This window comes from Limnohabitans sp., assembly GCF_017848645.1.
Lineage (GTDB): Bacteria > Pseudomonadota > Gammaproteobacteria > Burkholderiales > Burkholderiaceae_C > Limnohabitans_A.
Map to the genome: position 1 here is coordinate 50541 of NZ_JAFEIF010000007.1, position 14097 is coordinate 64637.

At 61.9% G+C, this 14097-nt stretch carries 14 protein-coding genes; 3 read left to right on the top strand and 11 right to left on the bottom strand.

The genetic code is table 11. The features are described 5' to 3' along the window. The first annotated feature begins 8 nt into the window (after positions 1 to 8). Positions 9 to 986, top strand: coding sequence for an alpha-E domain-containing protein (locus tag QZ190_RS02255; protein ID WP_291913034.1), 978 nt, complete (start codon positions 9 to 11; stop codon positions 984 to 986). A 108-nt stretch (positions 987 to 1094) separates the two neighbouring features. Here QZ190_RS02255 and xth read toward each other — a convergent pair whose 3' ends face one another. Then, positions 1095 to 1877, bottom strand: a complete 783-nt coding sequence (gene xth, locus QZ190_RS02260) for an exodeoxyribonuclease III (protein WP_291913035.1) — start codon at positions 1875 to 1877, stop codon at positions 1095 to 1097. Between the two features lie 101 nt (positions 1878 to 1978). Continuing rightward, positions 1979 to 2578, bottom strand: coding sequence for a methyltransferase domain-containing protein (locus QZ190_RS02265; RefSeq protein ID WP_291913036.1), 600 nt, complete (start codon positions 2576 to 2578; stop codon positions 1979 to 1981). A 211-nt stretch (positions 2579 to 2789) separates the two neighbouring features. On the opposite strand from QZ190_RS02265, the gene QZ190_RS02270 reads away from it, so the two are divergent. Continuing rightward, positions 2790 to 5135 (top strand): tetratricopeptide repeat protein, encoded by a 2346-nt coding sequence (locus tag QZ190_RS02270; RefSeq protein ID WP_291913037.1) that lies wholly within the window; start codon positions 2790 to 2792, stop codon positions 5133 to 5135. Between the two features lie 49 nt (positions 5136 to 5184). On the opposite strand, the gene QZ190_RS02275 is transcribed toward QZ190_RS02270, so the two are convergent. Genes QZ190_RS02275 through QZ190_RS02290 form a run of 4 tightly spaced genes read right to left on the bottom strand, consistent with a single transcriptional unit; the run spans position 5185 to position 8479 of the window. Beyond that, the gene (locus tag QZ190_RS02275) at positions 5185 to 5673 is read right to left on the bottom strand and encodes a dihydrofolate reductase (RefSeq protein ID WP_291913038.1); all 489 of its coding nucleotides are present in this window, start codon (positions 5671 to 5673) and stop codon (positions 5185 to 5187) included. Between the two features lie 11 nt (positions 5674 to 5684). Further along, on the bottom strand, positions 5685 to 6524 hold the full coding sequence (locus tag QZ190_RS02280) for a thymidylate synthase (protein ID WP_291913039.1): 840 nt from the start codon (positions 6522 to 6524) through the stop codon (positions 5685 to 5687). A gap of 26 nt (positions 6525 to 6550) precedes the next feature. After that, entirely contained in the window at positions 6551 to 7993 is a 1443-nt protein-coding gene (locus QZ190_RS02285; RefSeq protein ID WP_291913040.1) for an FAD-binding oxidoreductase, read from the bottom strand. A 54-nt stretch (positions 7994 to 8047) separates the two neighbouring features. Further along, positions 8048 to 8479, bottom strand: coding sequence for a DUF2069 domain-containing protein (locus QZ190_RS02290; protein ID WP_346308572.1), 432 nt, complete (start codon positions 8477 to 8479; stop codon positions 8048 to 8050). 21 nt (positions 8480 to 8500) lie between these two features. On the opposite strand from QZ190_RS02290, the gene QZ190_RS02295 reads away from it, so the two are divergent. Continuing rightward, positions 8501 to 9754, top strand: a complete 1254-nt coding sequence (locus QZ190_RS02295) for a YihY family inner membrane protein (protein ID WP_291913043.1) — start codon at positions 8501 to 8503, stop codon at positions 9752 to 9754. Positions 9755 to 9778: 24 nt separating this feature from the next. On the opposite strand, the gene QZ190_RS02300 is transcribed toward QZ190_RS02295, so the two are convergent. The 5 genes from QZ190_RS02300 to QZ190_RS02320 are packed head-to-tail and all read right to left on the bottom strand — an operon-like array spanning position 9779 to position 14041. Further along, positions 9779 to 10102, bottom strand: coding sequence for a DUF962 domain-containing protein (locus QZ190_RS02300; protein WP_291913044.1), 324 nt, complete (start codon positions 10100 to 10102; stop codon positions 9779 to 9781). 17 nt (positions 10103 to 10119) lie between these two features. After that, positions 10120 to 11448, bottom strand: a complete 1329-nt coding sequence (locus QZ190_RS02305) for a cytochrome P450 (protein ID WP_291913045.1) — start codon at positions 11446 to 11448, stop codon at positions 10120 to 10122. Between the two features lie 40 nt (positions 11449 to 11488). Then, positions 11489 to 12307 carry an alpha/beta hydrolase gene (locus QZ190_RS02310; protein WP_291913046.1) on the bottom strand — a complete coding sequence of 273 codons (819 nt, stop codon included), beginning with the start codon at positions 12305 to 12307 and terminating at the stop codon, positions 11489 to 11491. A gap of 13 nt (positions 12308 to 12320) precedes the next feature. Next, positions 12321 to 12740, bottom strand: coding sequence for a GNAT family acetyltransferase (locus QZ190_RS02315; protein ID WP_291913047.1), 420 nt, complete (start codon positions 12738 to 12740; stop codon positions 12321 to 12323). Between the two features lie 5 nt (positions 12741 to 12745). Beyond that, on the bottom strand, positions 12746 to 14041 hold the full coding sequence (locus QZ190_RS02320) for an O-acetylhomoserine aminocarboxypropyltransferase (protein WP_291913048.1): 1296 nt from the start codon (positions 14039 to 14041) through the stop codon (positions 12746 to 12748). Positions 14042 to 14097: the final 56 nt, after the last annotated feature.

The window sequence follows — 14097 nt, forward strand, 5'->3', positions numbered from 1 at the left end:
GAACACACATGCTTTCAAGAACCGCCGATCACCTGTTCTGGATGTCCCGCTACATGGAGCGGGCCGAAAACACCGCCCGCATGCTGAACGTGAGCTACGAGACCTCGCTTTTGCCGCAGTCGGCCGCCGCTGTAGAGGCGGGCTGGGAGGGCCTTTTGTCCATCAGCGAGTTGTTGCCGTCCTACCTGGCGCGCTACAAAACCATCAACCCCCGCGATGTGATGGCCTTCATGGTCCGTGATGAAAACAACCCCTCGTCCATCCTGTCGTGCCTGCGCGCTGCGCGAGAAAACGCCCGCGCCGTGCGGGGCACGCTCACCACCGAGGTGTGGGAGACACAAAACCAGACCTGGCTCGAAGTCAACCGCATGCTCAAAAGCGGTGAGTTCGAGCGCGATCCGGGTCAGTTCTTTGAGTGGGTCAAGTTCCGCTCGCACCTGTCGCGCGGCGTAACAGTGGGCACCATGCTCATGGACGAGTCGCTCTACTTCATGCGCATGGGCACGTTTTTGGAGCGGGCCGACAACACGGCGCGGTTGGTGGATGTGAAGTTCCACGCCATGCAAAACGATTTTTTTGGTGCACCTCAATACGGCGCACCCGAGACCGAGAGTGCGCAGGAATACGACTTCTACCACTGGAGTGCCATCTTGCGCAGCGTCAGCGGCTTTGAGGTGTACCGCAAGGTTTACCGCGATGTGATTCGCCCCGAGCGCGTGGCCGAGTTGCTGATCTTGCGCCCGGACATGCCGCGCTCACTGCACGCGAGCCTCAACGAGGTGGTGGCCAACCTCAAGTTGGTCTCGCACGATGCAGACAGCGACACCTTGCGCCACGCAGGCCGTTTGCGCTCGGAGTTGGCCTTTGGCCGCATCGACGAGATCCTGGCCACGGGTTTGCACGCTTATCTGACGCAGTTTTTGGAGCGGGTGAATGTGCTGGGCGGGCGCATCAGCCGCGAGTTCCTGATGCCGCAGGCGGCATAAGTGGGGCGGTAGGTCGGGCCTTCAGGTCCGACACAGCGCAGCTTACCGTTTGAAAATGTCGCTTCGAAAAAATATCAGACCTCAAGGCCCCGACCTACAGGCTGTTCATCAATTGCTCAGCGTCAGCACCACCGGCGCGTGGTCGCTGGGTCGCTCGTTTTTGCGCGGGGCCCGGTCGATCACGCAGGCGCTGGCGCGGGCCTTGAGGGCCTGTGTAATCAGGATGTGGTCGATGCGCAGGCCCCGGTTGCGGCGGAACGCGAACTCGCGGTAATCCCACCAGCTGTAGCTTTTTTCGGGTTGCTCGAACAATCTGAAGCTGTCCGTCAGGCCCAGGCCGATCAGGGCTTGGAGCTTCTCGCGCTCGGCGTCGGTGCAGTGGATGGTGCCCGCCAAGCCCACCGGGTCCCACATATCGAGTTCGTCAAAGGTGATGTTGTAGTCGCCCAGCAGCACCAGGTTCGGGTGCTGCTGCATCTGGCTGCCCACCCACTCGCGCAGCGCGTCCAGCCAGCGCATTTTGTAGACAAACTTGTCGCTGTCGGGCGCCTGGCCGTTGGGAAAATACGCGCCGATCACCCGAACCGTGCCGCCTGCGCCATCAGGATAGGTGGCCGCGATCACGCGGGACATGTCGTCTTCAAAGCCGGGGATGTTTTTCACCACATCCGCGCCCTCGTCTTTGGAAATCAGGGCCACACCGTTGTAGGTTTTTTGGCCAAACCATTGCGCCCGGTAACCCGCTTCGGCCAAGGCGGCGGCGGGAAACTTGTCGTCGGTGAGTTTGAGCTCCTGCAAAGCCAGCACATCGGTCGGGTTGGCGGCCAGCCAGTCGAGCACCTGGGGCAGGCGCACAGACAAGGAGTTGACGTTCCAGGTGGCAATTTTCATGATCAGTTTTATGTGGGTCTGTCGGGTAGATTTTGAGTTTAGCTGAGCGCTTGGCGAAGATGGATTGACCCGACAACCTCTCACCCCGTTCGCCGGGGTTCCTACACTGGCAAATGCCGGGCTGCCAACTTGCGAATGGCATCGTCGGAAATGGCTTGTTTGGCGGCCAGCAGGTAAAGGTCATAGTGTGCAGGGCGCGCCCGTCCCACAGATTTGGCAAAACCGCAGGCTCGCATGGTGTCGGCCAGCACCTGGAGCGTGAAGCCACAGCGGTGGGCCATGTACAAATTGCCAGCGGCCATGGCTCCACGGTGGCCATACAAAATATCCAAAGCAGAAATGGGACCAGCCGGGGACTCGTACAAGGGCGATGCCAAAGCACCCTGGGCCACTTGCGCACAGACCGATTGCAAGTCCGGACAAGTGATCAAAACCAAGCCATCCGGTTTGAGAACCCGCACAAATTCGGCCAATGCCAGAGGCACCTCATGGGGGTAGAGGTGTTCGATGTTGTGGCTTGAAACGATCGCATCGATCGAGCCCGATGGCACTGCTGACATATCGGTCATGGTGCCAATGACATCGGGCTGCACGGACGCATCGATGTCCAGGCGAACCTCTTGCCAATCTTCAAATCCTGTAAAACCGTGTTCGCGTCCAAGTGGGCCGCACCCCACATTCAGCAGTTGTTTTTTTTCCATTTTGACGCCCTGATATTGGCCGCTCCCTGTTGAGCGGCTATGCAAGAGTTTAAGGGGCGTTGTTTGGGCGGAGCAGTGCCAAGTAGGGCTGTGGTGGTGGGTGTGGCAACGGGTCATCTTTAGAGAAAAAACCAATGAATTTTTACAAATTGTTGTCTTAATGAGGCTTAACGCATGGAAAATCCTTGTCTTGATCTTCCCGTGGAACACCATGAACAGCCCATCCCTTGATTCGAATGAGAACTCGGCCGAGCAAGTCACCATCGAGTTGTCGGCCGCTGTGGCCCAAGCTTTTCAGCAAGCCCATGAATTTTTCAAAACCGGCCAATGGGCGCAAGCGCAGGCCAGCTACGAACAGGTGCTCAAAGAGGTGCCACAACTGGAGCCTGCGGCCCTGCAATGGGTCAGGTGTCTCGTTTTGCAGGGGCTGCAGATGCAAGCACGGGAGGGTTTTGCCCAGCTGCTCAAAAATTTCCCGAACAATTACAGCGCGTGGTTGGAGGCGGGGCACTTGTGTCGCCAACAGGCCCAGCACCAGCAAGCCCAGGTTTGTTATGCCAAAGCCATCGGTTTGGTGCCGGACCGGTTTGAGGCGCGTTTGTCCATGGCGCGCTTGCTGGAGGACTTGGGGCAGTTTGATGCAGGGGCCGTGGAGTACCACCGGGCCTTGCAGTCGGGTGGTGCGGCCAAGGCCCGAACGCTGCATTGGCGCATGGCCAAATTCAGACTGGAGCGCGGCGATGTGCCCAGGGCGCTGGAATCCATGCGCCAGGCTTTGCTGATTGTGCGTCTGGCTACCGAGCCCCTGGATGACAACGAGCGCGCCGAGATGCAAATGGACCTGGGCGACATCTTCATGCGTTTGGGCATGACGCAAGACGCGCACCGAGCTTTTGAGCGGGCCAGTGTCGGGACCGCAGAGCCCACTTTGTCGCGCTTGGCCGATTTGTCGTTTCGCTACAACCTCTGGCAAGAAGCGCAAGAGGTGCTGCGGCGCAATGTGGCTTTGCACCCGGACAGTGGTGCGGCGCATTGGAACCTGGCCCATTCGCTGGCCGAAAGCTGGGACATGCAAGGGGCTTTGGAGTCGCTGGCCAAAGCCGAAGCCATCGCGCCCCAGTCGGGTGCCAAATCCATGATGGCCAGCGTGGCAGGTCGCACGGGCGATGCCGATACCGCCTTGCGGCTGTACAAAGAGTTGGCGGAGGAGGAGGGTCCGGGCTCCAAAATGCATTCGAGCGCGGCCATGAGTTCGCTCTACAGCGACCGGCTGAGCGCCCAAGAGGTGGCCGATCTGCACCGCGATTTGTTCAAGCATCTGGGTGACCATGCCCGTCAGGTCAGCAGTTTCAAAAACAAGCCTGACCCACAGCGCCCTTTGCGATTGGGCCTGGTGTCGGCAGATTTTCACCACCAGCACCCGGTGAACATTTTCATGCAGCCCGTGCTGGCCCGTCTGAACCGCCAGGCGCTGGAGGTGACGGTGTACTTCACAGGTGTGTCGTACGACGACCAGACCCAGCAGGCCAAGAGCCGGGTGGCCCGCTGGGTCGACGTGGCGGCCTGGAATGACAGGCAATTGGCCCGTCGAATCGAGGACGATGGCATCGACATCCTGTTGGACTTGTCCGGCCACACCAGCATGCAGCGCATGAGTCTGTTCGGGCAACGCGCAGCGCCCGTTCAAGCCACGTTCTTGGGTTACCCCGGCTCAACCGGCGTGCCCAACATCGATTGGTTGGTCGCGGATGCGGTGGTGGCCCCGCCAGGCAGTGAGGCCTTGTTCAGTGAGCAGGTGCTGCGTTTGCCGCACAGCGTGTTTTGCTATGCGCCGGAAACCGATTACCCCTATCCGGCCTATGGCCAGGCCCATGCCGAGCGCCCTTTGACATTTGGTTCCTTCAACAACGTGCCCAAACTCACCCCGCACACCTTGCGCCTGTGGGCCCAGGTGCTGCAGCAAGTGCCCGGCTCGCGCTTGTTGCTCAAAGCGCCCAGTTTCAAGGACCTGGGGGCTGTCGAGGTGTTCACGCAGCGCTTTGCCGCTTTGGGCATCCCGGCCGAGCGCTTGGAGTTCAGGGGGCCGGTGGGCCTGACAGACATGATGGCCGAGTACGCCGATGTGGACATTGCGCTGGACACCGTTCCTTACAACGGCGGTACCACCAGTTTGCAAGCCATGTGGATGGGGGTGCCGGTGGTGGCGCTGGCGGGCCACAATTTTGTCTCGCGCATGGGGGCCAGTTTCATGAGCGCGGCAGGTCTGACAGATTGGGTGGCCGCAACTGACACCGAGTATGTGCAAATTGCCGTGGCCAAGGCCCGCGACCGTGCGGCCCTCCTGACGCTCAAACAAGGCATGCGCGAGCGCCTGCAGGCTTGCCCGGCCTGGAACATTGACCAGTACACCCGGGACTTTGAAGGGGCGCTGCGCCAGATGTGGGTCGCGCACTGTCAAGGGCAAACTGGCGCGCAACAGCCGGAACAAGCAGCTCCCGAACCTCAAGGCCGGGGGGCGGCTACACGCAAAACCAAAGGCAAAACCCAAGCTGATTGAGTTTGGGGCAACCCGCCTGAGGCTTCAGGCGGGTGCTTCTGAAGCTGCTTCAAACGTCGTGTTGGTAGCGGACGAAGGCATAAGCCATGCCGCTGGACGAGGTGTGCGCTTCGCGTTGCACCTCGCGCCAATCTGAGCCCAACACGGGGGCGAAGGCGTCGCCCTCAAAATCCTGCGCGATTTCGGTCACCACCGCGGTGCTGGCCAGGGGTTCGGCCTGGCGGTAAATCTCGGCGCCACCCATGATCCAGGCATCGGGCGCGTCACCACACAGGCGCATGGCCCCTTCGATGGAGGCTGCACGCAAGGCCCCATCGGCCTGCCATTCAGGCTGGCGGGTGATGACGATGTTCAAGCGGCCGGGCAGGGGCCGAAAGCGCTCAGGCAGAGAATCCCAGGTTTTGCGCCCCATGATGACCGGCTGGCCCAGCGTCACGCGCTTGAAGTGCGCCAGGTCTTCGGGCAGGTGCCAGGGCATCTGGTTGTCTTTGCCAATCGTGCCATTGCGGGCGCGGGCGTAAATCAGGTGCAGCTTCATCAGACCGGGACTCAAACAGCAACGGGCGCCTTGATGGCGGGGTGGCATTCGTAGCCCACGACCTCGAAGTCCTCGAACTCGTAATCAAAAATCGAAGCGGGTTTGCGCTTGATATTCAAGGTCGGGTACGCCATGGGCGCGCGGCTGAGCTGCAGCTCGACTTGATCGTGGTGGTTGCTGTAAATGTGGCAGTCACCCCCGGTCCAGATGAAGTCGCCCACGTCCATGTCGCACTGCTGGGCCACCATATGGGTCAGCAGCGCATAGCTGGCAATATTGAAAGGCACACCCAAAAAGATGTCGGCACTGCGCTGGTACAGCTGGCAGCTGAGCTTGGGCTTGTCCCCCACCTTTTGGGGTGGTGCCACATAAAACTGGAAGAACGCATGGCAGGGCATGAGCGCCATCTGGTCGAGCTCGGCCACGTTCCAGGCACTCACGATGATGCGGCGGCTGTCCGGGTTGTTTTGGAGGGTGTCCATGACCTGCTGCATCTGGTCGATGTGGCCGCCGCCCGGCGTGGGCCAGCTGCGCCACTGCACCCCATAAACGGGGCCGAGAGAGCCATCTTCGCGCGCCCATTCGTCCCAAATGGTGCAGCCGCGCTCTTGCAGCCACTTGACGTTGCTGTCGCCGCGCAAAAACCACAGCAGCTCGACGATGATGGCCCGCAAAAACACCTTTTTGGTGGTGACCAGCGGGAAACCTTCGTTCAGGTCAAAACGCATCTGGTGGCCAAACACGCTGCGCGTGCCCGTGCCTGTGCGGTCACCTTTTTGCACGCCCGTCGTGTAGACATGGCGCATGAAGTCTTCGTACTGGCTGCGGATGGGTCTGGCGGATGTGGTCATGGAGCTGGAGTTTAAATGTTGACGCATCAGGTCAGTACGCGACCCGGGTTGAGGATGTTTTTGGGGTCCAGCGCTTTTTTCACGGCCCGCATCATGGCCAGTGCCGTGGGGTCTTTGTAGTGCGGCAGCTTGCCCGCTTTGAGTTCGCCCACACCGTGCTCGGCGCTGATCGAGCCACCAAAGCGCTTGACCTGGTCAAACACCAGCGTATTGACCTTGTCTTCGAAGTCGCGCAAGAAGGCTTTGCCGTCACCACCCTCAGGCGCTTGCACGTTGTAGTGCAGGTTGCCGTCGCCCAGGTGCCCAAAGTCGACCATGCGCACGCCCGGCACTTCACGCGCCAGCAAGGCGTCGGTCTCGGCCACAAAGTCCGGGATGCGCGAGACCGGGATGCTGATGTCGTGCTTGATGTTCAGGCCTTCTTGCACCTGGGCCAAGGTGATGCTTTCACGGATGTGCCACAGGCCCCGCGCTTGCGAGAGGCTTTCGGCGACGATGGCATCGCGCACGCAGCCACTGTCCATGGCCGCTTCGAGCAGGGCTTCAAATTGGCTGCGGGCATGTTGTTCGTTTTCGCTGTCGGAGTTTTCCAGCAACACACACCAAGGGGTGCCTTGCCACAGGGGCACACGCAGCTGCGGGTAATGCTTGTCCACCAGGCTGAGCGAAAACTGGTTCATGACCTCAAAGCCCGTGAGGCCCGGGCCCAGGCGCTGGTGGGCCAGGCCCAGCAGTTGCACGGCCGCTTCCATGCTGGGCACGGCGGCCCAAGCGGTCAGTTGTGCGGCGGGTTGGGGGTAGAGCTTCAAGGTGGCGGCGGTGATGATGCCCAGCGTGCCTTCGCTGCCGATCATCAGGTTGCGCAGGTCGTAACCCGTGTTGTCTTTGCGCAGGCCGCTCAAGCCGTGCCAGACCTCGCCTTGCGCCGTAACGACTTCCAGGCCCAAACATAACTCGCGGGTGTTGCCGTAGCGCACGACTTGCGTGCCGCCAGCGTTGGTGCCAAGGTTCCCGCCAATGGTGCAGCTGCCTTCGGCGCCCAGACTCAAGGGGAACAAAAATCCGGCGTTTTCTGCAGCGGCTTGCAGGTTTTGCAACACACAACCGGCTTCGACCGTGATGGTGAGGTTGGCCGGATCGATGGCGCGCACCGCGTTCATGCGGGCCATGCTCAGCACGATTTGGGTGCCCGAGGCATCGGGCACGCTGCCTACCACCAGCCCGGTGTTGCCCCCTTGGGGCACGATGGATGTGCCGGTTGCGGCGCAGGCCTTGACCACAGCAGCCACTTGCGCCGTGTCGCCGGGTCGAACCACGGCCAGGGCGCGGCCATGCACGCGCTTGCGCCAGTCTTGTTCCCAGGGGCTCAGGTCGGCGCTGGGGTCTTCGTGGGTCAGCACGTTGGCCGTGCCGCAGATGGCGCGCAGTTGGCCGATCAGATCGGTTTGGGGCGAGGTCAGGGTGGTCATGAGAAGAAGCAAGGTGGAAAGACGGGCACCAATGACTGCGCGTTGTGCAAAAGATCAGTCGCGGGGCACAGGCACAAAGTTACCCGTGGCTTTGGCGGCCTTGAAGCGGATGCGCACATGCAAAGCGCAGGCCACGAACAAGGTGGTGCACAGCAGCGTTTGCAGCGCGGCCCATCCCGAAGACGGCCAGGCATCACTCCAGGCGCGGACCACGCCTTCGGTGAAGTACAGCCACACCAGCAGGCTGACCCAGCGGTAGGTGTACATGCGGTTTTTGAGCAAACCCGCCACCGGGATGCACAAAGGCAGCACCTTGATGGCCCACCAAGAGCCGCCTTCGCGCAGCGGGGCCAGCCAGATTTCCCAGGCCAGGCCCAGCGCGATCAGGCCGAGCAGGCTGCTCACGGCCAGCCAGCGTGTCATGTCCAAGCCGGCGGGGGAGGCGTCTTGAGGAGAAAGAGGGGGTATATCGGAGTTCTGATTCATTGCGGTGGCATCATACCGGGCATGCAATCAACCTTGTCCAAGACCGGCCTGAGCGAGCACACCCGTTTGTGGTGGCAGGAGCTGTCGGTGTTTCCCTGGCGTCAGATGGGCGGCGTTCTGGCCGAACGCTTTCGCGACGCGCGATTGGGCGTCAGTGCCAGCTCGCTCACCTTCACCACCGTGTTGGCCTTGGTGCCCTTGTTTGCGCTGGGCCTGGCGGTGTTTTCGGCTTTTCCGGTGTTTGGCAAGTTCCAGGACACGATCCAGCGCTGGCTGATCGAAAGCCTGGTGCCCGAGAGCATTGCCCGCCAGGTGCTGAGCTATTTGACGCAGTTTTCGCGCAAGGCCAGCCGCTTGGGCACGGCGGGTTTGGTGGCGGTGCTCTTGTCGGCCGTGTTCCTGATGGTGACCATCGAGCGCACCCTGGGCCAAATCTGGCGGGTGCAACGCCAGCGGCCCTTGCCCCAACGGGTCTTGCTTTATTGGTCGGCCATCACGCTGGGGCCCCTGCTTCTGGGTGGCAGCTTGGCCATCACCTCGTATGTGGTCACGGCGTCGCGCGATGTGGTGGATGCCTTGCCGGGATCAGTGCGGTGGTTGCTCGACAGTTTTGAGTTTTTCTTGCTCACCGCCTGCGTGAGCGGCCTTTACTTTTATGTGCCTTACACCCGGGTGCGTTGGCGCCATGCCATCACCGCTGGTTTCCTGGTCGCCGCTTCGCTGGAGCTGGCCAAAAAAGGCATGGCCTTCTATTTGCTGGAAGTGCCCACCTATTCGCTGGTCTACGGGGCCTTTGCGGCGGTGCCGATTTTGCTGGTCTGGATTTATGTGACCTGGCTGCTGGTTTTGCTGGGGGCGGTGCTGGCGTCCAGTTTGCCGGAGCTGGGGCGCGAGCAGTGGCGAAAACCTGAGGGGGCTGGCTGGTCCTTCAGGCTGGCCCTGGAGGTGCTGGCCGAGTTGAATGCCGCCAAGATGACGGAGCAGCGGGGCTGGAGTGCCGGGGCTTTGGCTGCCCGCTTGCGTGTGGAGCTGGGCGAGTTGCAGCACGTTTTGGTGGTCTTGCAAGGGCTCGACTGGGTAGGGCGCCTGACCGAGCAAAACGACCAAGGCCAGGCCCGGCAGGTGTTGCTGATCGACCCGGCCCAGGCCAGCGTCGCCCCTCTGGCCGACCGCTTGCTGGTGTTGCGCGGGTCGGCAGCAGACCCGTTGTGGGTGAAAACCGGGTTGGACCAAATCCGGGTGGCGCAGTTGCTGCCCCCGGCGCGCGCGCTTTGATGGGGCGGTTCGGGGCCGGATCGCTCAAAAACTCACACGACCGCGCCACATGTCGCGGTACATGACCCAGTCGCCCATGAAGCTGTAGAGCGGGCGTTTGAAGCTGGCGGGTTTGTTTTTCTCGAACACAAAATGCCCGATCCAGGCGCAGCCGTAACCACAAAGCAGGGCATACAAAAAGTACTGCGGTTTGCCAGTCACGGCCAACATCGCCAGACACATCAGGCTCAGCGTACTGCCCACAAAATGCATGCGGCGGCAGGTCCGGTCACTGTGCTCGCTCAAATAAAAGGGGTAGAACTCGGCAAAGCTGTTGTGCTGAGGCGTTTGTGTTTCGGTGGTGTTCATGGCTTGTCTCCTGGTGTTTATTGGATCGAAAACGGCGCGTGCAAGAAGCCGCGAAACCGTGCCCGGCCGCCGCGCTGGGGCGCTTGCGTGAGCTGGTAATTGGGAAAGCGCTGCAAAAAGCGACCAATCGCGATGCGGCCCTCCAGTCGCGCCAGGCTCAGGCCCGCGCACTGGTGCACGCCAAAGCCAAAGGCCAGATGCTTGTTGCCAGTGCGGCGCAGGTCCAGCTGTTCGGGGTTGTCGTAAACGGCAGGGTCGCGGTTGGCTGCGCCAATGCACAGCGTGACCAGTGCGCCCGCAGGCAAGTCGACGCCGTTGACCTGTGTGGCCTGAACCGCGCGGCGGTTGCTCAGTTGGTTGGACGATTCAAAGCGCAAAAACTCGTCCACGGCCAGCCCCATGATCTGATCACGTTCTTCATCGCTGGCGGCTTGCTTCAGGTCGGCTTTGAGTCGTTCGCGCTGCTCAGGCCATTCCTGCAGGCTGATGAGCGCGTTGCCAATCAGGTTGGTGGTGGTTTCATGCCCTGCATTGAGCAGGAACACGCAGTTTTGCAGCAGCTCGACTTCGCTCAGGGCTTCTCCATTTTCCTCACCCTGGATCAAGCGGGTCAGCACGTCGTGCTCCGGGTCACCCGGATGCAATCGCCGATCCGCCACCAACTGGCGCAGATAGGCCAGAAACTCGCTCACGCTGCGGTGGCCCCGCTCTTCCTGCTCAGGGCTCAGGGCGGGCTCCAGCGCCCCCAAAATGGCCAGCGACCAGCCGCGCAGCGGTTCGCGCTCGGCGTGCGGTACGCCCAGCAAGTTGCCGATGATCTCGACCGGAATGGCCGATGCAAAGTCTTCGATCAGGTCGCCACCGCCTTGCGCCTCGATCTTGTCCAGCAGGCTGTCCACCAGCAGCACCAGGCCCGGCTCCATGGCTTCAATCGCGCGGCGGGTCAGTGCGCCCCTGATCAAGCGGCGCACCCGGGTGTGCAGGGGTGGGTCGTTGAAGACCAGGCTGCTCGTGTGGTGCTCAAACAGCGGGGAGACACCGCTTGCTGTGGCGTAGGGTGGCTGGTTGAAAGGCGCGTGGTTGTATTTGGGGCCGAATTCAACCTGCTTGTCAGAGCTGAAGACCTTGGCGTCGCGGTACACCGCCACCAGATCGGCGTGGCGCGTGAGGAAGTACGAGCCGTCGGGCATGCGCTTGAAGGGCTCGGCTTCGCGCAGCGCGGCGTAGACCGGGTACGGGTTGTCCAGAAAGTCGCGCGGCAAGGCCCGCAGGTCCAGGCCTTGGGCCAACTCGCGGGCCCTTTCAGCCGACAAGGGCGGGGTGATGTGGGCAGCCAGTGAGTTCATGTTGTAGGCGCGTACCGCTGTGCGCGAAGGGTTGTCACGCTCACGGTTTTAAAAAATCTTTGAGCGCCTGCAAGACGCCCTCGGGGGCTTCGGTCATGAGCGAATGGCCGGCGGGCAGCTTGACCACCTTGGGCTCCTTGCACAGGTCAATCAGGCTTTGCGCCGCTTTGGGCGGCGTCATCTGGTCGGCGTTGCCCAGCACAAACAGGGTGGGGCAGGCCACTTGCGGCATGGCGGCTTCTGCACCACGGTAGTCGTCGCAGGCCTTGAAGCCGGTGTGGAACACGTTGACCTGCGTGTTGCTTGCCAATACGCGGCGCATGAGCGCCTTGCTGCCGCCATACAGCCAGGTGCCGGGGCCCAAGGCTGAAGGGGGCGGTGCCAGCGTGGAGTGCGAAAAGCTGTTGACCATGTCAATCGCCTTGAAGGGTGCGCTGACCGACAGATCAAGCAAGGCAGGCGACACGCGCATCGGGTAGGCCGTTCCCACCATGACCAGGTGGCTCACGCGCCCGGGGTGGGCTTGCGTGTCGCGGGCCGCTGCTTCCAGGGCGATGAGCGAGCCAAAGCTGTGGCCGATCAGCGCGGCTTTTTCAATCTTCAGCGCATCGAGCAGGGCGATGACGGTGTCGGCCGCTTCTTCCACGCTTTGCGGCGGTGTGCCTTCGCTTTTGCAGTGCCCGGGCAGGTCAATCGCCAGCACGTTCCAGCCGTGGTGGGCCATGTAGCGGGTTTGCAAAATCCAGACGCTGTGGTCGTTGAGCACGCCGTGGATGAACACGGCGGTAGGCTGCGCGGGGTTGAAGGGCTTGCCGCCGGTATAAGCGTAGAGCGTGTGGGTGGGCAGTGGAATGTGCATGGTGGGTCGAGGTTCAAAGGTCCGGGATCAGGCGTTTGCCCATGCTGACGACTTGGTCGTCGCGGTAACCCAGCGATTCGTAAAAAGCCAGCACTTGGGCGTTGCTGGCGCGCACTTGCAAATTGATTTTGGGGCAGCCCGAGGCCAGCAACAGGGCTTCGCCATGCTGCATCATGGCCTTGGCGTGGCCTTGTCTTTGGTGGTCCGGCGAGACGGCCAGGTAGTTCACCCAGCCGCGATGGCCTTCGTAGCCGAACATGGCGCTGGCCATCAAGCGGCCCTGCACTTCGCCCACCAAAAACAGGTCCGGGCGCACTTGCAACTTTCGGGCGATGTCCTTGTGGGGATCGTTCCAGGGGCGTGTCAGATCGCAGCTTTGCCACAAAGCCACCACGGCAGCTTCGTCAGAACTTTGGTAGGCGCGGATCTGCATGGCGCTCAGGCCTTTTCTGCGGCCTTGAGCGCCTTTTTCAGGTCGTCGATCAGGTCGGCTGGGTCTTCCAGACCAATCGACAGCCGAATCGTGCCCGGGCCGATGCCGCCAGCGGCCAGTGCTTCGTCTGTCATGCGGAAATGCGTGGTGCTGGCCGGGTGGATCACCAGGCTTCGGCAGTCGCCCACATTGGCCAGGTGGCTGAAGACCTTGAGGGTCTCGATGAACTTTTGGCCTTGGGCGCGGCTGCCTTTGATGTCGAAGCTGAACACCGAGCCTGCGCCGCGTGGCAGGAGCTTTTGCGCCAAAGCGTGCGAGGGGTGGCTCTCCAGCAAGGGGTGTCCCACGCGGCTGACGAGCGGGTGCGCGGCCAGAAACTCGACCACTTTGGCGGTGTTCTCCATGTGCCGGGCCATGCGCAGCGGCAGGGTTTCGATGCCTTGCAAAATCAGCCAGGCGGTGTGCGGGCTCATGCAGGCACCAAAGTCGCGCAGGCCCTCGCGCCGTGCACGCAGCAAGAAGGCGCCCACGGTGCTTTCTTCGCTGAACACCATATTGTGAAAGCCTTCATAGGCTTGGCTCAGTTCGGCAAATTTGCCCGATTGGTCCCAGTCAAAACTGCCGCCATCGACCACCACGCCGCCCACCACCGTGCCGTGGCCCGACAAGAACTTGGTGGCCGAGTGGTAGACCAGATCGGCCCCGTGGTCAAAAGGCTTGATGAGCCAGGGCGAGGTGAGGGTGGAGTCCACCAGCAGTGGCACGCCCGTTTCGTGGGCGATGGCGCTCACGGCCTCGATGTCCAGCACGTCCATGCCGGGGTTGCCCACGGTTTCGCCAAAAAAGAGTTTGGTGTCGGGCTGCACAGCGGCCCGCCAGGCGTCCAAGTCGCCGGGTTTCACAAAAGTGGTGCGGATGCCAAAGCGGCTCAAGGTGTAGTGCAGCAGGTTGTGTGAGCCGCCGTACAAAGCGCTTGAGGCCACGATGTGCGAGCCTGCGCCCATCAGCGTGGCGATGGCCAGATGCAAGGCTGCCTGCCCGCTCGATGTGGTGATGGCCCCGATGCCGCCTTCGAGGGCTGAGATGCGCTGCTCCAGCACCGCGTTGGTGGGGTTGCTGATGCGGCTGTAGACGTGGCCCGGGCGCTCGAGGTTGAACAGCGCCGCGGCCTGGTCGCTGGATTCAAACACGAAAGAAGTGGTCAGATGGATGGGCACGGCGCGTGCGCCTGTGGTCGGGTCGGGGGCTGCGCCTGCGTGCAGGGCCAAAGTGTCAAAACCGGGATCGCTGTAACCAGCCATGGGAGTCTCCGAAAAAAGAAAAGGCCTGCGTGTGCGAATCGCTGTGCACGGCGGAC